Annotated in this window: 21 protein-coding genes, 1 pseudogene and 1 riboswitch; of the genes and pseudogenes, 14 read left to right on the plus strand and 8 right to left on the minus strand. The window is 39.1% G+C overall.

Annotation, left to right across the window (positions count from 1 at the left end; genetic code table 11):
- A pseudogene (locus tag FTV09_RS12105) lies at positions 1-100 on the plus strand (IS1 family transposase); the annotation flags it as partial.
- On the opposite strand, the gene FTV09_RS12110 reads toward FTV09_RS12105, so the two are convergent.
- Complete coding sequence (locus FTV09_RS12110) at positions 97-1,122, minus strand: MFS transporter (protein WP_180058462.1); 1,026 nt, start codon at positions 1,120-1,122, stop codon at positions 97-99. The pseudogene FTV09_RS12105 and the gene FTV09_RS12110 overlap by 4 nt on opposite strands.
- Before the next feature lie 271 nt (positions 1,123-1,393).
- On the minus strand, positions 1,394-1,861 hold the full coding sequence (gene ybaK, locus FTV09_RS12115) for a Cys-tRNA(Pro) deacylase (RefSeq protein WP_180058463.1): 468 nt from the start codon (positions 1,859-1,861) through the stop codon (positions 1,394-1,396).
- Positions 1,862-2,050: 189 nt separating this feature from the next.
- Between ybaK and FTV09_RS12120 the strand changes: the two genes are divergently transcribed.
- From FTV09_RS12120 to FTV09_RS12145, 6 genes are all read left to right on the plus strand, one after another.
- Positions 2,051-2,686: a CDP-alcohol phosphatidyltransferase family protein gene (locus FTV09_RS12120; RefSeq protein WP_180058464.1), complete on the plus strand. Its 636-nt coding sequence runs from the start codon at positions 2,051-2,053 to the stop codon at positions 2,684-2,686.
- Positions 2,687-2,773: 87 nt separating this feature from the next.
- Complete coding sequence (locus FTV09_RS12125; RefSeq protein ID WP_180058465.1) at positions 2,774-4,528, plus strand: bifunctional alpha/beta hydrolase/class I SAM-dependent methyltransferase; 1,755 nt, start codon at positions 2,774-2,776, stop codon at positions 4,526-4,528.
- A 13-nt stretch (positions 4,529-4,541) separates the two neighbouring features.
- Complete coding sequence (locus FTV09_RS12130) at positions 4,542-5,915, plus strand: phosphatase PAP2/dual specificity phosphatase family protein (RefSeq protein WP_257222891.1); 1,374 nt, start codon at positions 4,542-4,544, stop codon at positions 5,913-5,915.
- Entirely contained in the window at positions 5,912-6,352 is a 441-nt protein-coding gene (locus tag FTV09_RS12135; protein ID WP_180058467.1) for a hypothetical protein, read from the plus strand. The genes FTV09_RS12130 and FTV09_RS12135 overlap by 4 nt, the downstream gene beginning before the upstream one ends.
- A gap of 18 nt (positions 6,353-6,370) precedes the next feature.
- Positions 6,371-7,072 (plus strand): 1-acyl-sn-glycerol-3-phosphate acyltransferase, encoded by a 702-nt coding sequence (locus FTV09_RS12140; protein ID WP_180058468.1) that lies wholly within the window; start codon positions 6,371-6,373, stop codon positions 7,070-7,072.
- A complete protein-coding gene (locus FTV09_RS12145; RefSeq protein WP_180058469.1) occupies positions 7,072-8,016 on the plus strand; it encodes a phosphatidate cytidylyltransferase in 945 nt (314 codons plus the stop codon). The genes FTV09_RS12140 and FTV09_RS12145 overlap by 1 nt, the downstream gene beginning before the upstream one ends.
- Positions 8,017-8,151: 135 nt before the next feature.
- Here FTV09_RS12145 and FTV09_RS12150 read toward each other — a convergent pair whose 3' ends face one another.
- Entirely contained in the window at positions 8,152-9,357 is a 1,206-nt protein-coding gene (locus FTV09_RS12150; RefSeq protein WP_180058470.1) for an alkane 1-monooxygenase, read from the minus strand.
- A 181-nt stretch (positions 9,358-9,538) separates the two neighbouring features.
- On the opposite strand from FTV09_RS12150, the gene FTV09_RS12155 reads away from it, so the two are divergent.
- A complete protein-coding gene (locus FTV09_RS12155) occupies positions 9,539-10,489 on the plus strand; it encodes an AraC family transcriptional regulator (protein WP_180058471.1) in 951 nt (316 codons plus the stop codon).
- A gap of 59 nt (positions 10,490-10,548) precedes the next feature.
- On the opposite strand, the gene lpxB is transcribed toward FTV09_RS12155, so the two are convergent.
- Positions 10,549-11,724 (minus strand): lipid-A-disaccharide synthase, encoded by a 1,176-nt coding sequence (lpxB, locus tag FTV09_RS12160; protein WP_180058472.1) that lies wholly within the window; start codon positions 11,722-11,724, stop codon positions 10,549-10,551.
- Between the two features lie 388 nt (positions 11,725-12,112).
- Here lpxB and FTV09_RS12165 point away from each other — a divergent pair, with 388 nt between their 5' ends.
- From FTV09_RS12165 to FTV09_RS12175, 3 genes are all read left to right on the plus strand, one after another.
- Positions 12,113-13,009 carry a sulfite exporter TauE/SafE family protein gene (locus FTV09_RS12165; protein ID WP_180058473.1) on the plus strand — a complete coding sequence of 299 codons (897 nt, stop codon included), beginning with the start codon at positions 12,113-12,115 and terminating at the stop codon, positions 13,007-13,009.
- Between the two features lie 127 nt (positions 13,010-13,136).
- Complete coding sequence (locus tag FTV09_RS12170; RefSeq protein WP_067766981.1) at positions 13,137-14,228, plus strand: 3-deoxy-7-phosphoheptulonate synthase; 1,092 nt, start codon at positions 13,137-13,139, stop codon at positions 14,226-14,228.
- Between the two features lie 56 nt (positions 14,229-14,284).
- On the plus strand, positions 14,285-14,809 hold the full coding sequence (locus FTV09_RS12175; RefSeq protein ID WP_067766383.1) for a protein tyrosine phosphatase family protein: 525 nt from the start codon (positions 14,285-14,287) through the stop codon (positions 14,807-14,809).
- Here FTV09_RS12175 and ispF read toward each other — a convergent pair.
- Complete coding sequence (ispF, locus tag FTV09_RS12180; RefSeq protein ID WP_067766380.1) at positions 14,797-15,285, minus strand: 2-C-methyl-D-erythritol 2,4-cyclodiphosphate synthase; 489 nt, start codon at positions 15,283-15,285, stop codon at positions 14,797-14,799. The genes FTV09_RS12175 and ispF overlap by 13 nt on opposite strands.
- Before the next feature lie 100 nt (positions 15,286-15,385).
- On the opposite strand from ispF, the gene FTV09_RS12185 reads away from it, so the two are divergent.
- Positions 15,386-16,036, plus strand: a complete 651-nt coding sequence (locus FTV09_RS12185; RefSeq protein ID WP_180058474.1) for a hypothetical protein — start codon at positions 15,386-15,388, stop codon at positions 16,034-16,036.
- A gap of 50 nt (positions 16,037-16,086) precedes the next feature.
- Here the strand turns inward: FTV09_RS12185 and FTV09_RS12190 are convergent, their stop codons facing one another.
- Positions 16,087-17,328: a D-amino acid dehydrogenase gene (locus FTV09_RS12190; RefSeq protein ID WP_067766371.1), complete on the minus strand. Its 1,242-nt coding sequence runs from the start codon at positions 17,326-17,328 to the stop codon at positions 16,087-16,089.
- A gap of 132 nt (positions 17,329-17,460) precedes the next feature.
- Positions 17,461-17,551, minus strand: a riboswitch (glycine riboswitch).
- A gap of 204 nt (positions 17,552-17,755) precedes the next feature.
- Here FTV09_RS12190 and FTV09_RS12195 point away from each other — a divergent pair.
- The gene (locus tag FTV09_RS12195) at positions 17,756-18,526 is read left to right on the plus strand and encodes a hypothetical protein (RefSeq protein WP_180058475.1); all 771 of its coding nucleotides are present in this window, start codon (positions 17,756-17,758) and stop codon (positions 18,524-18,526) included.
- A 108-nt stretch (positions 18,527-18,634) separates the two neighbouring features.
- Here FTV09_RS12195 and aroC read toward each other — a convergent pair whose 3' ends face one another.
- Both aroC and prmB read right to left on the minus strand, forming a co-directional pair.
- Positions 18,635-19,729: a chorismate synthase gene (aroC, locus tag FTV09_RS12200; RefSeq protein ID WP_180058476.1), complete on the minus strand. Its 1,095-nt coding sequence runs from the start codon at positions 19,727-19,729 to the stop codon at positions 18,635-18,637.
- A gap of 13 nt (positions 19,730-19,742) precedes the next feature.
- Positions 19,743-20,753, minus strand: a complete 1,011-nt coding sequence (gene prmB, locus FTV09_RS12205; RefSeq protein ID WP_067766362.1) for a 50S ribosomal protein L3 N(5)-glutamine methyltransferase — start codon at positions 20,751-20,753, stop codon at positions 19,743-19,745.
- Between the two features lie 300 nt (positions 20,754-21,053).
- Between prmB and FTV09_RS12210 the strand changes: the two genes are divergently transcribed.
- Positions 21,054-21,359 carry a hypothetical protein gene (locus FTV09_RS12210; protein ID WP_067766359.1) on the plus strand — a complete coding sequence of 102 codons (306 nt, stop codon included), beginning with the start codon at positions 21,054-21,056 and terminating at the stop codon, positions 21,357-21,359.
- Positions 21,360-21,449: the final 90 nt, after the last annotated feature.

The raw sequence follows: 21,449 nt of genomic DNA on the forward strand, positions 1-21,449 counted from the left end.
GCGAGGCTTTAGGAGAAGCTGCAACTTCTCCAAAAAGCTTGAAAATCATTTCAAAGCCTTTGATTTAGTGTTCTTTTATATCAATAATGGATTCGTTTAATGCCAGCATACTTTTTGAAACACCACCAAGGCAGGAATTAAACATGCGACTGAAATTCCATACAACACATAGGTTGCTTGGAAGATGCTTAGATTAGCAGTAAAAGATGAGATGCTTAGCGCCAAAACCATATTCGTCAGCCCTACCCAAAGCAAGCGATAGACTGACCATCTTAAATACTTTGCAAGCAGAGTCTGCATAAGTACTAACGAAATTCCAACAATCAACGAACATTCTGCAAAATGCACTGCACCTTGTGCTGCATTCATATCAAAACGATCTTGAATATAAAAGCCAGCAGTCAAATTGACAGTAACAATGGCAAGGTACAAGCTAAAGCCTAGTATCAACCATGCATAGCATTGTTTAATACCAAAATTGGATGCAGTTTTAGATACAGACTCATTATTAATAATTTCTGACTTTTGAAAAGTTAAAGTTTGCGGTTCAAAAGCTATAATAACGATGCCTGAAATCAGACTTAATATAATAATTGCACCCCATAGCGGCGTCATCATACCACCAAGACCTAATAATAAGGTCGTCAGTAATGGTCCTACAATGACACCGACACTGTTTAATGCGCCGAATTTAGCCATAGCCTGCGAACGTTGTTGTTCGTTGTTATTGGTCGTCATGACATAACTTTGTAAGGCAATTTGTGGCATCGCCATAAATACACCAGTTGCTGCACGCGCAAACATGAGCAAACTAAACAAGACCACTAGACTTACTTGAGCACTTAATCCGTAATTCAATACCACAGCAAAAAGCCCCCAAGTGATCGCCATACCCACCAATCCAATGCTGAGTAATTGATAAATTGAAAATTTGTTTTGCTTTTTAGAAATGTATAACGCAGAAATTGCCATCAGTAATGCACCAATAGACACCATTGCACCACCTTGTAATTCGGATAGTTTGAGCTCTCGAATTAAAGGTGCGAGCAAAGGAAGTATCATAGAAAAACTTGCACCATTGGCTAAACTAGCGGCAATAAACAGCTTGTTATTACGATCCATTATTTTTGTTATCCATTTTTAGTGGCTACGTTATAACCAATCGATGTGGCTTAAGCCACCCCTATTTTGTAAGCTGGCTTAGCTCTTATTTTTTGAATAATTTAAACGTGGCGGCATTGTATTACAGAACACAATTCATTTTTTGATAAGCCCAGTTGTCATCGGCTACTCGTAATATACTGGCAAATAAAACAGCCTTTACGCTTCTAAATAAAGGCTCATTTAATTTATTTCTTCAAACAGCGATGTTTTAGATATTTAGGCCTATGACTTAAGCATCTAAAACATCGGCAAATTGTGCGCTTAACACTTTAGCTAAATCTTGTGGTTTTAAGCCAATATCCAGGCCACGTTTACCACCACTGACATAGATTTTATCGAGCTGTGCTGCCGAAGCATCAATGACTGTTTTTAAGCGTTTTTTCTGACCAACAGGACTAATCCCACCCACCAGATATCCAGTTAAACGCTCTGCATCTTTAGGATCAGCCATTTTTAATTTTTTGCAGCCAAACGCTGAAGCGACCTTTTTCAAGTTTAGTTGATATTCAACCGGTAAAACGGCGACAAAATAATTTTTATTATCGGTAACCATTAAGGTTTTAAACACAACATCAACACTTAAGCCAAGTTTTTCAGCTGCTTCTAAGCCAAAACTTTTGGCATCTGGGTCATGTTCATATTCATGAATTGAAAAATCTATTTTGTTGGATTTTAAAAGTTTAGTTGCAGGAGTCATTACTTTTTCGTTTTTCCATTACTACTTTACGGCTGTATTTATTATATGCCTTTCAGCAATCAAAATTCGACACTAATACATTTCCTACGACCTTAAGACTTATGTTGACAATCTTTAACATTGATTTGCTTGTAAGCAAAACCAACTAGCGTATAAAATTTATGCAAAACATAATGCTACAACAATAATATGCCTTCGATTTATCAACTTAAACCCGCCTTTCAAAACTTACTTCGGCCTCTAGTTAAATCTCTTTACACAATAGGTATTAGCGCAAATCAAATCACTTTGCTTGCTATGTTTATTTCTTTAGCTGTTGCAAGTTTCATTTATATTTATTTTTCTAAACATGGCATCGGGCTTTTATTGTTGATCTTTCCCCTTTGGATGCTTATTCGGATGGCTTTTAATGCAATTGATGGCATGTTGGCTCGTGAATTTAATCAGCAATCTAAACTTGGTGCTTTTTACAATGAACTATGCGATGTCATCTCTGACACTGCTTTATATTTCAGTTTGATTTGTTTTGCATTTATTCAAGCTGAGCTACTGATACTTGCCTCTTTTCTTTCTATTTTGTCTGAATATACAGGGGTCATGGCACCCCTCATTGGAGCAGAACGCCGTTATGATGGCCCAATGGGTAAAAGTGATCGTGCCTTGGCCTTTAGCCTAATTTGCATTGTTATAGCAGCATATTCAATTTTTGATTTTGGTCTGAGCTTGCTGTCTCAGATCTGTAATGGCATTTTAATCATAATTATTTTACTGCTTGCAGTGACCATTTTTAACCGTATTAAAAACAGTATCCATATACCTGAATAAATCATTTTAACCACGCACTTTTGAGCTGCGATTTTTAGCTTTAATTTTTTAAAACCAAGAAATTTGAATTTTATAAGAGAATTAACCATGTATAACAACACACAACATACGTTTATTAGCCACGACGGCACTGCTCTTTTTTATCAGCGTTGGGAAAATGCAGAACCAAAACGTAATCGTAAGAAAAAAGCCGTGATTTTGTTTCACCGTGGGCATGAGCATTCAGGACGAATGGCACATTTGGTTGAAGAACTGGGTTTAAACGAGTTTGATTTTTTTGCCTGGGATGCCCGTGGTCATGGTCAATCTCCGGGTGAACGAGGAGATGCACCGAGTTTTTCTGCATGTGTACACGATATCCAATATTTCGTCCAACATTTACAGGCGGAGTACAACATCCAGCCAGAAAACATTGCCATAGTTGCTCAGAGTGTCGGTGCGGTTCTAGCTGCAACATGGGTACATGACTATGCACCTAAAATTCGTGCGCTGTGTTTAGCCTCACCTGCCTTTGATATTAAATTATATGTGCCCTTTGCAAAACCAGGTCTAAATTTACTCAGTAAAGTACGCGGTAACTTTTTTATTAACAGTTATGTCAAAGCAAAAATGCTCACGCACGATCAAGAGCGTGCAAAAAGTTATGACACCGACCCTCAAATTGCCCGCGCCATTTCAGTCAGAATGTTACTTGGTCTGTATGCAGCGTCAGAACGGATTGTTCAAGATGCACAACATATTTTTGTGCCAACGCAAATTCTTTGTTCAGGCTCAGACTTCGTGGTTCAGCAAAAACCTCAACGTGAATTTTATGCAAAACTGCCACATCCATTAAAAGAGTTTCATGTGTTGGATGGCTTTTACCACGATACTTTAGGCGAAAAGCAACGTCAGATTGCAACTGATAAAATTCGACGTTTTATTCTGCAATGCTTTGCACAAAACTATGCAGCACCGAATGTCTTAAATGCCGATAAAATTGGCTCAAGTTGCGCCGTTGCCGAAACTTTGAGTTCTACACTTCCTAAAAACTCGCTTAAACACGCCTTTTGGAATCTAACCAAGCAAAATCTAAAAATTGGCAGCATGTTTTCCAGTGGCTTAAAAATTGGGGAAGATACAGGCTATGACTCTGGCAGTACACTCGACTTTGTTTATCGCAACCGGACTGAGAGTTCCAATCCCATTGGCAAGTTGATTGATCGCCAATATTTAAATGCCATTGGCTGGCGTGGTATTCGTGTACGTAAGCAAAATATTGAAGCCATGCTGAAAAAATATGCCAATCAGATCATTCAAGATCATCAAGCTGTCAGAATTATGGACATTGCTGCGGGTCATGGTCGCTATATATTGGATGCCGTTCAACAGCTTCCGCAGCAACCTGACTCCATTTTGCTGCGCGATTACAGCAACCTAAATGTAGAAGCGGGACAGAAAATGATTGAGCAGCGTGGTCTCGCTGATCTTGCCCAATTTGTCCAAGCCGACGCTTTTGATACTGCTTCGCTTGCCAGTGTAGAACCCAAACCTACCCTTGCCGTGGTATCAGGACTTTATGAATTATTTAGTGATAACGATCTACTACGCAAATCCCTAACAGGTCTTAGTCAAGCGATCGAATCACAAGGCTACTTGATCTACACAGGACAAATTTGGCATCCGCAACAAGAGTTTATTGCTCGTGCGCTGACCTCACATCGCAAAGGAGATGCTTGGGTGATGCGTCTTCGCTCTCAAGCAGAAATGGATGCCTTAGTCGAACAAGCTGGATTTAAAAAAATCGATCAAGTTATTGATGAATTTGGTATTTTCACCGTTTCAGTCGCTCAAAAAATCTAAATGGGTGAACAGCATGCTAGATTCAAACAAACAAGATGGCACATGGAAGCTCGGTCTACTCTGCCTAGCGGTGCTTGCGCCATTCTTTTTTCTTAGCTATGGCTTTGCAAATCAATACACATCTGGACTGTCTCAAGTCCCATCCATCGTTTTTGCTTGGGAGAAATACATCCCGCTTTGGCCATGGAGTATCGTGCCTTATTGGTCGATTGATTTATTTTATGGCTTATCTTTACTGCTGTGTTGGAATCGTTTTGAGTTAAAACAGCATGTACTTAGGCTATTTACTGCACAGATTATTTCTATTACCTGCTTTTTGCTGTTCCCGCTCAAATTTAGTTTTGAACGTCCGGAACTCAGCGGATTTTTTGGATTGTGGTTTGATGTATTAATGGGCTTCGATAAACCATTTAATCAAGCCCCGTCTTTACACATTGTTCTGTTGGTGATTTTGTGGGAGTTTTACCGTCGTCATAGCCAAGGAAAATTAAAATTTCTCGTCGATGCTTGGGCATTTTTAATTGGTCTATCCGTGCTGACCACTTGGCAGCATCATTTTATTGATATCCCAACAGGCATTCTCGTAGGTGCACTGTGTTTATGGTTATTTCCTCTACAAGTTCAATCACCTTGGGCAAAAAATCTAACTAGCCGCCTAACGCTTAAACATCTGAAAATTGGTGGCTTATATCTACTCGGTGCATTTTTTTTAGCCGCGCTTGCCAATGCTAAAGGCGCTTGGCTTTGGTTACTTTATCCGGCATCGAGTCTATTGATGGTCGCATTGGCTTACTTTTTCAATCGACCGCATTTATTCCAGAAGCAAAGTAATGGACAAATGACCATTGCAGCTTGGCTACTTTACGCGCCTTATTTTCTATTTGCGTGGCTCAATAGCCGTTTGTGGACAAGATCGCATCAAGAAGATTCAAAAATTATCCATTTTCAACAGCATGATCTATATTTAGGTCGTATTCCAAATCAACAACACCTTCAATACTATCAAGCCTGCTTGGATTGCTGCGCTGAAATGCCTATTGCACGGAAGCAAGATGACCAAAATTATAAACAGATTCTCAGCCTAGATTTAATTCCTTTGCAAGCGACACAGCTCAAGCAAGCAGTAATTGTTTTAGATGAATTAATTGGACTTGATATAACAATTGATAAATCGACTCACAATGCCGAAGTTTTGGTATTTTGCGCACTGGGCTATTCTAGAAGTAGCGCTGTCCTCACTGCATTTTTACTCAAGCATTATCCCGAACATTCTGTTGAAGATTGCATCAGAATCATTCGTCATGCACGTCCATGGGTAGTCTTAAATCAAGCTCAAATCAAACAACTTGATATCTATCGCCTTAAACTTAAAGGTTTAGCACCATGACCATGCAAATGCGACTACTTGCCAAGCTGCTAAATTGCTCGAAGGAATTACTTTGCTCTGCATATCTAGCATTTATTTTCAGTCTCTTACTGCTTATTTGGCATCGCCAATCACTTATTTTAGATAGCTTATTTTGCTTGATCTGTTTGCAGCTGATCGCCCTACAACATTTTGTCAGTATTCGTGTTCAATTTGATGCGGATATCTTAGAAATGCTGAGTCAGCCATCTAACAGCACATCTCAAGATGTGCAACTTGAATCGCTAACTACTGAACTGGATCAGAGTCTGATTGCGCTAAATCTAATGCCACCCGCCAAAGCCAATCGTGATTGGTCAGTTCGGCTTCAAGCTTGCAAAGTTTTATTTAGGCTTCAAATTTTGCTCTTAGTCTTGCAATATTCCGTTTTTATTTGCATATTTTTGCTTTATCGATAGATAACTATAAAGAACATCATGCCAACATTACCCACGCCAGATTCCGATAACACGATTATTCGTCCCAATAAACGAGGGAATATTTTAAGCCGTTCATTGGCTCGGTTCATTGCCTATCTTACTCGTCGAGGTGCACGTCTGCTCACTGGCGCACGTAGCCTTTGGGTCGGCTGCAAACCTGTGATGAAACAGCGGATTTACTATGCTAACCATAACAGTCATATCGATTTCATCCTACTGTGGTCATCTTTGCCAACCGATTTAAGACGACAAACACGCCCGATTGCGGCATCAGACTATTGGTTAAAGGATGGTTTTCGACGCTTTTTGATTCAGGACACTTTTACCGGTGTGACCATTCAACGTAACCGAGTGAATAATCAAGACCCTTTACAGCCTGTAAAAGATGTTTTGGCAGAAGGTTATTCAATTATTTTCTTTCCTGAGGGCACGCGTAATCTAAATGATGATGTTGAACTATTAGAGTTTAAAAGCGGCTTATACCATTTAAAAACTCAGTTTCCTGATGTAGAGGTGGTTCCAGTCTGGATTTCAAACTTAAAACGCGTCATGCCCAAAGGTGCATTGGTTCCCTTGCCACTACTTTCCACGGTGATTTTTGGGCAGCCTTTAATCCATGATGAAAAGCAGAGTAAAGCAGACTTTTTACATTATGCCCAAGCTGAATTGCTGAAACTTAAAGCATTGGAGTACCAATAATGGATTTAAGTAATGCACAAATGACCTATTTATTGTTTGGTATCTTTGCCGCCATTTTGGTATTTGCATCAACGATCGGTTATATCCTGAAACTCCGAGCTGGCTACGCTCCGGCCCCTGTCATCGACAACTTAAATGCACGTATCAATGCATGGTGGGTCATGTTGTTGGTATTAGGTTCAGCCATCATGCTAGGAAAAATAGCCTTCGTGGTGTTATTTGCACTGATTTCGCTGTTCGCCCTACGTGAATTCATTAGCCTATTGCCAACACGCCGTGGCGACTATTTTCCTCTGCTGATTGCTTTTTATTTTGTTATTCCTTACCAATACTATTTGGTCTATATCGATTGGTACGGGCTGTATTCGATTTTTATCCCGTTGTACGTGTTTTTACTCATTCCAATTGCCACTTTAAAACAAGAAGATACCACGCGCTTTTTAGAGCGCAGCGCCAAAATACAGTGGGGACTGATGATCAGTGTGTTCTGTATCTCGCATGTGCCTGCACTGTTAAATTTAAAACTGCCCGGTTTCAGCGGTGAAAAAATTTGGTTGGCTATTTGGTTGATTATGGTAGTGCAAGCCTCCGATGTGCTGCAATATGTCTGCGGTAAGCTGTTTGGCAAACACAAAGTTGCACCCGTTCTTTCCCCATCTAAAACCATTGAAGGCTTACTTGGCGGGATTGTCTTAGCAACGGCGCTTGGCGTGGTAATGTCTTGGCTAACACCTTTTAATTATATACAGGCCACAATTATTGGTTTGATTGTCTGTATTTTTGGTTTCTTTGGTGGTTTGGTCATGTCTGCGATTAAGCGTGATCGCGGTGTGAAAGATTGGGGGCAATTAATTCAAGGTCATGGTGGTATGTTGGATCGAATTGATTCTATTTGCTTTTCTGCGCCAGTATTCTTCCATATTTTGCGTTATTGGTGGTCTTAGACTTTATTTAAAAACTTCATAATTTAGAAAGCTCCATACGAGTTAGACCAATTTCAAATTTCTAACTAAAAAAATCCCGAATGTATCGGGATTTCTTATGTGTGGAGTCAGATTTAATGATGAATCAAGCCTAAATTAAACATCACTTGAAGCAAATTTCTTTAAAATCGCTGCACTTCGTTTAGGAAAAATATTGGCTTTGTCCAAATCCCCTTCATAATGATCATAAACTCGTTTATCCATCATCTTAAACCATAGTGAGGGTACTAATGCCGGAATTAACATGGTTGCATAACCACTTGGTAATTCTGGCGCTTCATCAAAATGTCGTAGTGCCTGAAATGGTCGAGTTGGATAGGCATGATGATCAGAATGACGCTGCAATTGATACAAAAATAAATTCGTCACAATATTATTGTTGTTCCAACTGTGTTCAGGCATGGTACGGGCATAACTGCCATCAGCCTTTTGCTCACGCTTTAAACCATAATGTTCAATATAATTAATAATTTCAAACAGGCTCACCCCATAAAATGCTTGAGTGACTAAATATGGCGTGACCCGCACACCAAACACTTTTAGCATAGCGGCATGGAAACCAGCACTCATCGCCCAACCATGAAACAGCTCATTTTCTTTGGAAAAGAAGCTTAAACCTTTACGTTTTAATCGCTGCTTTTCAATTCGAATCGCTGACTTAATTCCGCCAAATACGGTACGTGGCCAAAACTCATAAAATGTTTCGCCCATTTTTGAAGATGCAGGATCTTCAGGTGTTGCAGCACGTTTATGATGACCGTATGGATGCTCAATCCGGAAATGGCTATAACCCAAAGGTGCTAGTGTCGCATGCGCCCAGTAATGATCTTTTTTATGCGGACGATGGCAGAGTTCATGCGCTGTATTTACCCCAACACCATTTATTGCCCCCATTGAAATACCGAGCAGCAATTGATCAATCAGTGATACATCCTTACGTGTCACTACAAAACCTGCGAAAGCGTTCGCAGCCATTTGTAGTGGAATAAAGAGTTTTACAATGCGGTCATAATACGGATCATTCACCAAGACTTTAATATCATCATCTGTTGGATTGTTAGCATCATCACCAATCAACGCATCTAAAGCGGGAATTATCACATGCAGCAACAGTGGTCCCCCCATCGCAAACAGTTTTTTTGTCGATTTTGGACCAAAATGATAGCCGGCTAAAATCCCCATTCCAATAACAGGTAAGCCTGGACTGAGTAGCCAGCCATAGCGTTTTCTATCTAAAACACTGCCAATTTTCTTTTCCAATTGTGCAAGCTGCTGTTCATTTAATTTTACTGGTGCATTCATGCTCTTATCTTCCCTATTTACTTCTTCTGTGTTTATATTCAACAAATAAGGATTGCGATAACAGTTTTAAGCGTCCAAAAAAACTATGTGATCGTCTTTGGCATGTATGGATATATGCTGGCCTTAAAGCACATAAAGATGATGTTTTACTATAAAATTAAGATGAGTAAATATTTGAAATATGGATGCTTTAAGTAAAATTTTTGATGATATTCATTTACACCGTTCAGAATATATTTATCTAAAATCTAAACAAGCGTGGTCATTTCAGTTCCAAGATCATGGCGCAATGATTGCCTATGTAGTTATATCGGGTCAGTGCCTAGTACAACTTAACAACGAACAGATTCAACTTGAAGCTGGCGATTTATGCTTAATTCCATCTGGCCAAAATCATCAATGCCGATCTATTCAAATTGATCCTTTAGTTGAGTCACTCAATATCACACCGCTCTTTCAAGAAAAGCGACATAAAACTGTAGATTTAAATCCGTCTGAATCAGACACAACTGAAGAATTGTTGATGCTTGCAATTCGGGGGCATGTCGACAGCATTATGGCGCGACCACTGTTTAATGCATTACCGAATGTTTTGCATATTCAACATATTATGAGCAGCACTGCACCAGAATGGCTGCAAATCGGCTTGCAGTTTTTAGCTGTCGAAGTGAATCAAATCCGCCCAGGCCGCGACAAAATTTTGGATCATTTAGTGAGTATCTTATTTATAGAATGTGTACGTGATTATATTGCGGCAATGCCAGACTCAAATAACTGGTTACATGCACTCAGTCACCCTGAACTATCGAATGCACTGGCCGCCATTCATGAACAACCACAACAGCCATGGACGGTAGAAAGTCTGGCTGAACAATGCTGTATGTCGCGTTCAAAATTTGCGAGTTTATTTACGCAGATAGTTGGCGAAACTCCATTGGCCTATTTGCAACAGCACCGTTTACGTCTGGCTGCACAACATTTAAAAATGGGCCAACTTACCATTCAGCAAATTGCCTATCGTGTTGGTTATTCATCTGAAACAGCTTTTAGCCAAACTTTTAAAAAGTTTTATGACCTCACACCAACACAGTATCGACAGCAGTTTCAAGTACAAAAAATATCAGTGAATTAAAATTCCCACATCTAATGTAAAACGAAACAATAGGAACACATTCATTCAACTCAAACGCATTATTGATTTAATGTATTCAAGATAGATTGCACTGGATCTTCACTGTTACCTGCCAATAATTGCTTATGCATGGTCAAATGCTGCATCGACTGAATTTGCGCAGTTTCAATATTCATCAATTTTTCAATTTCAGACGCCAAATTTTCAGGTGTAGCATCATGCTGAATCAATTCTCTAATGACCTTTTTACCCGCAATAATATTGGGTAGAGAATAATAAGGAATTTTGATCAAAAATTTCACCACATGATACGTCAGCCAATTCAGCTTATAAAACGTTACCATTGGACGGTGTAATAACATGGCTTCTAATGTCGCTGTACCCGATGCCAAAGCAACAATATTCGATGCATTCATCACTTGACGACCAATTTTAGATTCGGTGTCAGTATTTTCCATTATGCGGACTTTCGTTTGTAAAGCTTCCGGATATTGCTGTAACAAAGCCTCGATTTGTTGCTTACGCGCATCATTAATGGCTGGAATTAAGAAGATATATTCAGGATGCTTTTTGCTAATGATCTCTGCTGCAGACAAAACCAATGGCCCCAATCGCTCAATTTCACCACGACGACTGCCTGGTAACAATGCAATGTGCTTGGTCCTTTGATCCAAACCAAGTTCTTGCTGAGCCGCAGCTATTGGATTTTCTAAAGGGAGCTGGCTTGCCAATGGATGTCCGACAAATGCTGCCGGTACGTCCCATTTTTTATAAAATGCTTTTTCAAATGGAAATAGACACAGTACCAAATCAATACTGGCTTTGATTCCGTGCACACGGCCTTGACGCCATGCCCATACTGAAGGACTAACATATTGCACGGTTTTAATCGGTAGATTTTTTTGTTTCAGGCTTTTAGACAGTCTTAAATTAAAATCTGGTGCATCAATGCCGACAAATACATCGATAGGCTCTTTTGTCCAGGTTTCAACCAGACCATCACGTACCGCAAAAAGTTTTTTAATGTCTTTAAGTACTTCAACAATACCCATGACCGATAAAATATCCATCGGAAAATAACTTTTAAAGCCTTCAGCGATCATTTGTGGACCACCAATGCCTTCAAATTCGGCATCTATCCCCTGCTCACGAAAACTACGGATGAGTTTTGCACCCAATGTGTCACCGGAAACTTCTCCGACCACAATACCTATTTTGAGCTTCCGATTTTGCAAGTGCATTTCCTCTTAATTTTGCTGTATTTTACCATAGTGTTTTTATATTTAGTCTTGGCATTCGAATGCTTTTAAATTTGTTTAATGATTAAACCCATACAAATATTTTCTTATTCCAATTTTAAAGAAGGATTAAAATCAATTGATCAAACAGCAAATTTAAACTCAAAAAATAAATTTATACGTTTTTCATTTTCGTTATCTATTTTCTTTATTTAGACTTATCAATTACACAAAAATAAGAATATACAAACGCTGAAGCAATAAAAAGATATTCATTGCATACAATCTTTATCTATTTTTTTCACAAGCAAATCACTAATCGAGACAACGACTTATATGAATTAGTCATAACATATGCACGTTTTTTGATATTTGGCATATAACAATGGTTGGTCCTTTTGAGTTCATTCTTGCAGGTGTAGTAGTTGGTTTCTGCGTAGGCATTACCGGTGTTGGTGGTGGCTCTCTCATGACCCCAATATTAATTAGCCTATATAAAATTGAACCTCACATTGCAATTGGTACGGACTTGCTTTATGCCGCAATTTCAAAATTTTGTGGTTCTTTAGTCCATGCCCGTAAAATGAACATTGTTTGGCCCATAGTCATCTGGCTAGCTGTCGGAAGTATTCCTGCATCATTTGCCACACACTGGGTACTTGAAAACTATTTAAGCCAATCTACGCACTATAAAACGGTGTTAACAATGGTGCTTGGCTTCATGCTGACCCTGACAGGGATCTCAATTATTTTCCGTGGTCATATTGAACAATTCTTTAATAAGTTCCGTAAAAAATCTGAATTCGACGACATGAGTTCTGACTTAGAACGCGTTAATCTACAAGCCAAAAATAAACGCGCTCTAATTATCATTATGGGTGTCGTTCTAGGTGTATTTGTGACCTTATCATCTGTGGGTGCAGGTGCTTTCGGTATTATGGCATTGGTTTTAATGTTCCCTAATTTACCAATGATTCGAATTATCGGCTCAGACGTTGTACATGCTGTACTCCTAACTTTAGTTGCAGGTTTAGGACATATGAGTTCAGGTAACGTCGATTTTCATTTATTAGGTTGGTTACTTTGTGGTTCTATTCCTGCCATTATCATTGGTACGCTCATTAGTTCACGTTTACCTGAAAAAGTTATACGTAAAGTATTGGGTATCACGCTATTTATGCTAGGTATGAATTTCATTATCAATCCAGTAAAAGCGAAACCTGTAGAAAAGCCAGTGGTTGCAACACTGGCTGCACCTGCAACAATTAACACTCAGGTTTAAATTAACTCCCCGATTCATCACTTTTTTTTCAGAGACTTATTGATCTTTTTTATAACATTTGAGTGGTACATTCATGTTATATTCGGGTCACGAAACAACCTTTTGTATACTCAAACCAGTGACGGCAATGAATACTTTACAGTCTAATTCTACTTTCCAAAACGACATTGATGACGTGAATGTAAAAAGCATTCAGCCACTTGTTACTCCTGCAGAACTAAAAAAAGAGTTACCTCTGACTGAAACTGCCTATCAAACAGTCCTACAAGGCCGTGAAACTGTTCGTAATATTTTAGATGGTAATGACAAACGTCTATTTGTTGTCATTGGCCCATGCTCAATTCACGACACAGTCGCTGCGCATGATTATGCAGATCGCTTAAAAGCGTTAAGTGATAAAATTAAAGATTCAATTTATGTGGTGATGCGTGTTTATTTTGAAAAACCACGTACTACTGTCGGTTGGAAAGGTCTCATTAATGACCCTGACATGAACGACTCATTCAATATTGAAAAAGGTCTACGCATTGGTCGTAAACTTTTACTTGAGTTGAATGAAAAAGGTTTACCTTGTGCAACTGAAGCATTAGACCCGAACTCACCACAATACTACCAAGACCTGATTTCATGGTCTGCTATTGGCGCGCGTACAACTGAAAGTCAAACTCACCGTGAAATGTCTTCTGGTCTTTCATCACCTGTCGGTTTTAAAAACGGAACTGATGGTGGTTTAACTGTTGCAACAAATGCGATGCAATCGGTTAAACATGGCCACAGCTTCTTAGGTTTAAGCGATCAAGGACAAGTTTCTGTTATTCGTACAAGCGGGAACCCTTATGGTCACGTTGTACTTCGTGGCGGTAACGGTAAACCAAATTACGACGCAGGCTCTGTAGCTGAAGCGGAAGCTGCTCTTGCTAAAGCCAAAGTAAGTAGCAAAATTATGATTGATACTAGTCATGCGAACTCAAACAAAGACCCGTACCTACAACCCCTTGTGTTGAAAAACATTACTGAACAAATCCTTGACGGCAACAAGTCAATCGTGGGTATTATGGTCGAAAGTCACTTAAAAGGTGGTCGTCAGGATATTCCTGTCAACCTGTGTGACCTCGAATATGGTAAATCAGTGACTGATGGTTGTATCGATTGGGATACAACTGAAAAAGTCTTGTTAGAGATGCATGAAGCACTTAAAGATGTCTTGCCGACTCGCTAAGTGACTAAAACGCCATCTTAAAGATGGCGTTTTACTTTTAAGGGGAAATAAGTCTAATGAATGAAATCGAAAATACGTTAAGTCATATTGAAAACTTCCAATATATACATGAGCACTTATTGACCTCAGGACAACCATCGCCAACTGAACTGCAAACAATTAAAGAATATGGTGTTTCAACAGTCATCAATTTAGCGCTTACCGATGCATCGAATCACATCGACAATGAAGATCGTATTTGCTTGGATCTAGGGCTAAACTATATTCAAATTCCTATTTCTTGGGACACACCATCTGATGACCAATGTTTATTGGTACTAGACATGATTGATCATTTGGTTCAAGGCCAAACTGTGTGGCTACACTGTGCTAAAAACTTCCGTGTCAGCAGTTTAATGTATCTATATCGCCAATATTTTATGGATATAGACATGCCTACAGCACAAGAACACTTGCATCAAATTTGGGAACCAAATGAAACTTGGACAGGCTTAATTCATGCTGTCGCTGTACAGCTACAAGGCCGTAAAGCAACACAAGATTTACAACATGCCCTGATTCACCCTGATCATTTTGCGTGAGTGATCAAAACCGTCGCTGTTGATAAAATACCTTCTTGACGTCCAGTGAACCCTAGCTTTTCTGTTGTAGTCGCTTTCACACTGATTTGTGTAACATCAACTTGCAATACATCGGCAATACTTTGACGCATTTCTAAGTTATGTTTTGCAAGTTTTGGGCGTTCACACGCCACGGTGATATCTGCGTTATTCAACACATAACCACGATCTAAAATGAGTTGATAGACATGCTTGAGTAACACACGACTATCAGCACCTTTAAATTTTGCATCGGTGTCTGGAAAATGCTGTCCAATATCACCCAGTGCTAATGCGCCTAGCAAAGCATCACACAATGCGTGCAGTACAACATCACCATCTGAGTGAGCTTTTAAGCCATGTGTATGTGGGATCTGTACACCCGCTAAAGTAACGAAGTCACCTTTGTCAAAAGCATGTACATCCATTCCTTGACCAATACGAATTTGAGCAATCACGGCATAAATCCTTTAGAAAATAATAATTGAAATCTTGTATTCCCACTTTCTATTTCGCTATAGTGTGGGCAAGCGCAACATAGTGAAAGTATAAGCGATCATGCTGTTGAAAACTGATATAAATATCATCAAAAAATTCGGCTTAATTGTGTTATTTGGGCACTGTTTTACAGGTATGGCCCATGCGAACAGTATTGACTGCACACAACCGAAGCATGCATCACAGAAGCAATATTGCTCTAAGGCTTTAGACGAACCTCGCGAAAAGCTAGACAATTTATTTTTGACTGCACAACTTATTACTGATGCACCAGTACGTTTACTCATCGATACGCAAACACTGTGGTATAACCGTATTCAACAATGTAAAAACTTAGATTGTTTTAAGCAGCAGTTTGAGTTACGTCATGAAGATTTGAATATTTATACCTCAATGAATCAGAGCCTAACTCAGCATTTTCTAAAATTTGAAAATGGTCATTTTGCAGCTTCGCCTGTGCATCTAAAAGTTCATCAGTTGACTAAAGACCGAATCAAAATTGAAGGTATTGCCTACCGCAATCCTAACAATCGCGTAGAAACGCAAACGATTCCGTTTCTAGCCTACACAACACCAAATCAAAAAACTGAAATTACAGACAATGAAAATGACTGTAACTACACCTTTAACTACAGCAAAGCACTTCTTTCTGTACAAACTACGCAAAAAGGTTGTGAGCGGTTTTCTGGGATTTATCGACTATACGATTAATTCTAAAATATTAAAAAGCCTCAATATTTGAGGCTTTTTAATACATTGCCTTAAATTGGATGTGTACGTGCGACTTGTTGGCTAATCATCGCAGCCGTTGCAGCAGATAAAGTCCAACCTAAATGACCGTGGCCTGTATTATAAAAAATATGCTCTCGTTTGCCTGCATTCACGACTGGCATCATATTCGGCATCATTGGTCGAAGTCCTGCCCAAGGCACTACATGCTCAGTTGAAAGATTAAAATTGCGGTTAGACCAATCAATCAATGGTTGAATTCGATCAGCACGTATATCGCGATTGTAGCCATTAAACTCGGCTGTACCTGCGACACGTAAACGATTTTCTCCTAATCGTGAAGTTACAATCTTGGCACTTTCATCAAGTAAGCTCACCCAAGGTGCATTTGCCTGACTTTCTTCATCATTTAAGTTAATTGTAATTGAATATCCTTTAACTGGATAAACATTGACGCGATCTCCCAATTTATGGGCAAGTTCATAACTTCCAACACCACCACAGACCACGACTGCATCAGCTTTGAGTATTTCTGTTTCTTCTGAAGCTACCATGTTTTCGTTACTTGCTTTTAAGCGTAAATTTACACCATGATCATGATGTTCAAAATCAGTGACTTCAAAGCCCCATAAATAATTTACATCATAGCGTTCTGTGGCTTTAGCAAGCTGAGTGGTAAATTTATGAATATCTCCCGTTGCATCTCCGGGACAATAAAATCCAGCATAATATTCACCCGTCAAACTCGGTTCAATTTGTCTAATTTCAGCCAAAGTTACAGGATGACGCTCTAACCCTCCCTCACAGAGCATATTATTGACTTGAGTTGCAACTTCATAATCATGTTGATTATGAAAGAAATGTAAAATACCGCGCTTTTCGAGGTCAAATTGTAGTTTTTCATTTTCTGCAATTTCAAACAAACGTTGACGCGCCATCAAGGCTAAACGTACTGTTTCATGCGTATTGGCACGATAATCTTTGATATGCCCCATGAACTCAAAGAGCCATGAGTACTTATGCAAATTAAAGCTTGGGTTGAGTAACAACGGTGCTGTTTTTTGCGACATCCACTTTATGCCTTTCAGCACAGTGGCTTTTTGGTTCCAGACTTCAGCATTACATGCTGAAAGTTGCCCGCCATTGGCAAATGATGTTTCCATTGCGGGATATAAATGTTTATCAACAACTGTGACTTTATATCCCAATAAACCTAATTCATAAGCGGTCGTAACCCCTGTAATACCCGCTCCAATGACAACAATATGACACATATAGGCTCCTTGGAAATTTTATTTCCTATGCTCGCCCCATCTGTCATTGGTACCTGAGAGCTTCGGTGAGCCATGATGTGGCTAACCTTCCCCTTCGGTGAGTAAGTCCTGCTTACTTCTCTCCAGATTTTATGGATGATTACAGTCCTTTTGCCTGAGAGTTTCCTGGGGGAACTTGCTCCTTCGGCGAGCACATCTCGTGCTTCTCTCCTGCAACCACCTGTGGTTTGTTATTCAGCATATATTTGTATTTTGCCTTAACTAGATATGAGCAATTTTTATACCAAAGCTCAAGCCCTAATTTTCAAATTATTGTTAATTTTTATTTTTAAAGACGTTCTATATCGTTAATTTCAAGACTAAGCTATTGATTTTCATTATTAAGAATTAGAATATGATTGAGCAATTATTTTAGATATTTTTTGCCATGCCCAATTCAACACTTTACGCACGATTCGCTTCGATCATCGCTGCACATCCAATTGATGAGTTAACTCAAAGTGATTTGTTGTTAGTTGGACAAAATGGAAAGATAAAAAGTTTTTATGCACCATTTGAAGCCATAAATACTCAGGCGCAAGTCGTGATCGTTGGAATTTGCCCAGGCCAGCAGCAATGGCGAAATGCACTTTTAGCGATGCAATCAGCCTTAGTACTAAATTTACCTGAAAATGAAGTCTTAAATCATGCAAAAAGTAGCGGTGCATTTAGTGGGCCAATTCGCCATAACTTAACTCGATTGCTCGATCATATTGGTCTTAATGAAAAACTAGGAATTTCATCCACCTTTGAATTATTTACTGATCATCAGGAAATGGTTCAAATGTGTTCTGTATTACAGCAGTGCATACTCATTCATGATAAGAATTATGCTGGATCTGCACCGTCCATGCTAAAAAATGACTTTTTAAAACAACATATTCATGATTATTTTATTCCAATGGTTCAAAAACTTCCAAATGCCCTATACATTCCTTTAGGTAAAGGTGTTGATGAGGTACTCAATTATTTATCTAACTTAGGCTATTTAAAGCAAGAACAAATCTTGAGTGGTTTACCTCATCCGTCAGGTGCCAATGCTGAGCGTATTAAATATTTTTTAGGTGAAAAACCACGTCATCTACTTTCAACACAAACAAATGCTGATCAAATTGACTTCAATAAAGAACAACTACTTCAAAAGCTCAGAGCAAAGTAAGTCAAACTTCATTCAAATTTATCTTTTTTTCATCCTCACTTTTACTAAATTTCATCAATAAAAAAGTCAGACCGAAGTCTGACTTTACACACAAAATAAAGCGCTACATTATTTTGGCTCAATCGGTGCAAATGGAGCAACAACATCAGCATTTTGTGCACGATGACGCATAAAATGATCCATCAGCACAATCGCCAGCATAGCCTCAGCAATCGGGGTTGCACGTACACCAACGCAAGGATCATGACGACCTTTGGTCAGTACATCCGTATCTTCACGGTTAATAGTAATGGTTTTACCCGGCGTGGTAATTGAAGCAGTAGGTTTCAATGCAATCGCGACACGAATGTCTTGACCACTTGAAATACCGCCTAAGATACCGCCAGCATGATTTGCAAGGAAACCATCCGTCGTCAACTCATCACGCGTTTCATGACCGAATTGCTCTGCAACGCCAAAACCATCACCAATTTCCACGCCTTTTACTGCGTTAATTGACATCATGGCATGGGCGATATCTGCATCTAAACGATCAAATACAGGCTCGCCCCAACCTACTGGCACTTTTGATGCAATGATTTCTAACTTCGCACCACAGCTTGTACCTTGCTCACGAAGTGAAGTCACTAAAGCTTCAAAACGTGGGACTGCATCAGCATCACCACAGAAGAATGGATTGTTTGGTACTTCATTCCAATCCAGTTTTTCTGCTTTTTCCGTTCCAATTTGAGTCACATGTCCACGAATCTCAATACCAAATTTCTCAAATAAGAACTTCTTAGCAATTGCACCCGCTGCAACACGCATTGCAGTTTCACGTGCACTTGAACGACCACCACCTCGGTAGTCACGGAAACCATACTTATGGGTATAGGTATAGTCAGCATGACCCGGACGGAAAGTTTGTGCAATGTTGCCATAATCTTTTGATTTTTGGTCCGTATTTCGAATCAACAAACCAATTGATGTACCAGTTGTTTTACCTTCAAAAACACCTGAAATAATTTCAACTTCGTCTGGTTCTTTACGCTGAGTTGCAAACTTAGACGTCCCCGGCTTACGACGATCTAAGTCTTTTTGTAAATCAGCTTCAGAAAGTTCAATACCTGGTGGAACCCCATCAACGATAGCCATTAAGCCAACGCCATGAGATTCACCACAAGTCGTTACACGGAAGAGTTGCCCTATACTATTACCTGCCATGTCAAACGACTCCTTATGCTTGAACAGATTGAATGAATAAATCGCGGTATTTGCGGCACTGCTCAGCAGTTAAAGCAAAGATACCTGTGCCACCACGTTGGAACTGTAACCAGTAGAAGTCAACAGTATTAAAGTTTTGACGCATCGCCCATTCAGAGTTGCCGACTTCGATGACAATCAATCCATCTTCAGTTAAGTAATCCGCAGCTTGCGCTAACATTTTACGTACTAGATCTAAGCCGTCTTGACCTGCTGCCAATGCCATTTCTGGTTCATGATGGAATTCATCAGGTAGATCGGCCATATCTTCAGCATCAACATATGGTGGATTTGACACAATCAAATCATATTGATTTTCAGCAGGAATTTTTGCAAATAAATCAGACTCAAGCAAAGCAACTTGGTACTGTTTGTTATGATGTTCACAGTTAATTTGCGCAACTTCAAGAGCCTCTTTGGATAAGTCAGTTGCGTCCACTTCGGCATCTGGAAATGCATAAGCTAATGCAATAGCAATACAGCCTGAACCTGTACACATATCTAAAATGCGTTGTGGTGTTTTTGGATTTGGGTTTTCTGGCAGATTGTTCACTGCAGCACCCATCTCGCCATTTTCGCCTAAACAATAAGGTGCAAAACGATTTTCAATTAATTCAACAATTGGTGAACGCGGAATTAAAACACGTTCATCTACATAAAATGGCTTACCAAAGAAATAAGCTAAGTTTAGTAAATAAGACGTTGGCATACGCTCGTTAATACGACGTTCAAGTAATGCCAAGAATTCTGCAATTTCACTTGGAAGCAATTTAGAATCTAAAATCTCTGGGTTTGCATTCCAATCAAGAGATAATGTCTGTAATACCAGTGCTGAACTTTCAGCAACATAATCTTCTGTACCTTGACCTAAGTGAGCATCATATTGACGTAAAGCTGTAACACCAAAACGAATAAAATCACGAATTGTCGTTAAGTTTTCAGCTGCTTCCTGTAAATGTTCAGGGCTAATAGTCGGTCGATCCACTTAAGGCGTCTCCAAGGTCATAATTTTTTAAACGGCTTATGATACCTTGTTTTTGGCCCTATTGATCATGCAACTATGTTTTTATTCATTCTAGAAAATCATTTTTCAAACATCTGTGTAATGGATTCATTTTTAAAGTCATAAACTTCACTTAGATCTAAGTAAGCAACGATGATTTAAATTGAAACGATTAATGATATGTCTTTTCTCAAAAGAGTGTTTATCGGTTAGTGATATAAAGCCCTTTAAGTCTATACTTTTACCCCCATTGATAATTTTAAGTTTTATTTTGGGCTAAATATGAGCTACAAACATAATAATTTAATGGCTATGCGTCAAAGCTATTGGGACGACACCCAATCACAAACCGTACAATCTGAAAAAAAATATTTTCAGCAAATGTTGGTTGATTTGGATATTTTCCCTCAAGCAACGATTGAAAATGCGCGTGCTTTATTTTTCAGCTTGCCCAGTATCGTCATTGTAAAAGGTTACGCTTCTGGCTTTACTCACACTGAAGTGCACAACTTGATTAAGCAACATATAGAAGCACACAAACTTGAGTTACAGCGAAACAGCAGCGTTAAAATCAAGTTTAATCTATAAAATTTGATCTCTAATCCTGCTTAAAAATAAAGCTTTAGTAATCAGTTTGCATAAGCTTACTGCTGATTCAGTAAGTTGAACTATTTTAAT

This window comes from Acinetobacter sp. YH12227, assembly GCF_013417785.1.
In the GTDB taxonomy this organism is placed as follows: domain Bacteria; phylum Pseudomonadota; class Gammaproteobacteria; order Pseudomonadales; family Moraxellaceae; genus Acinetobacter; species Acinetobacter gandensis.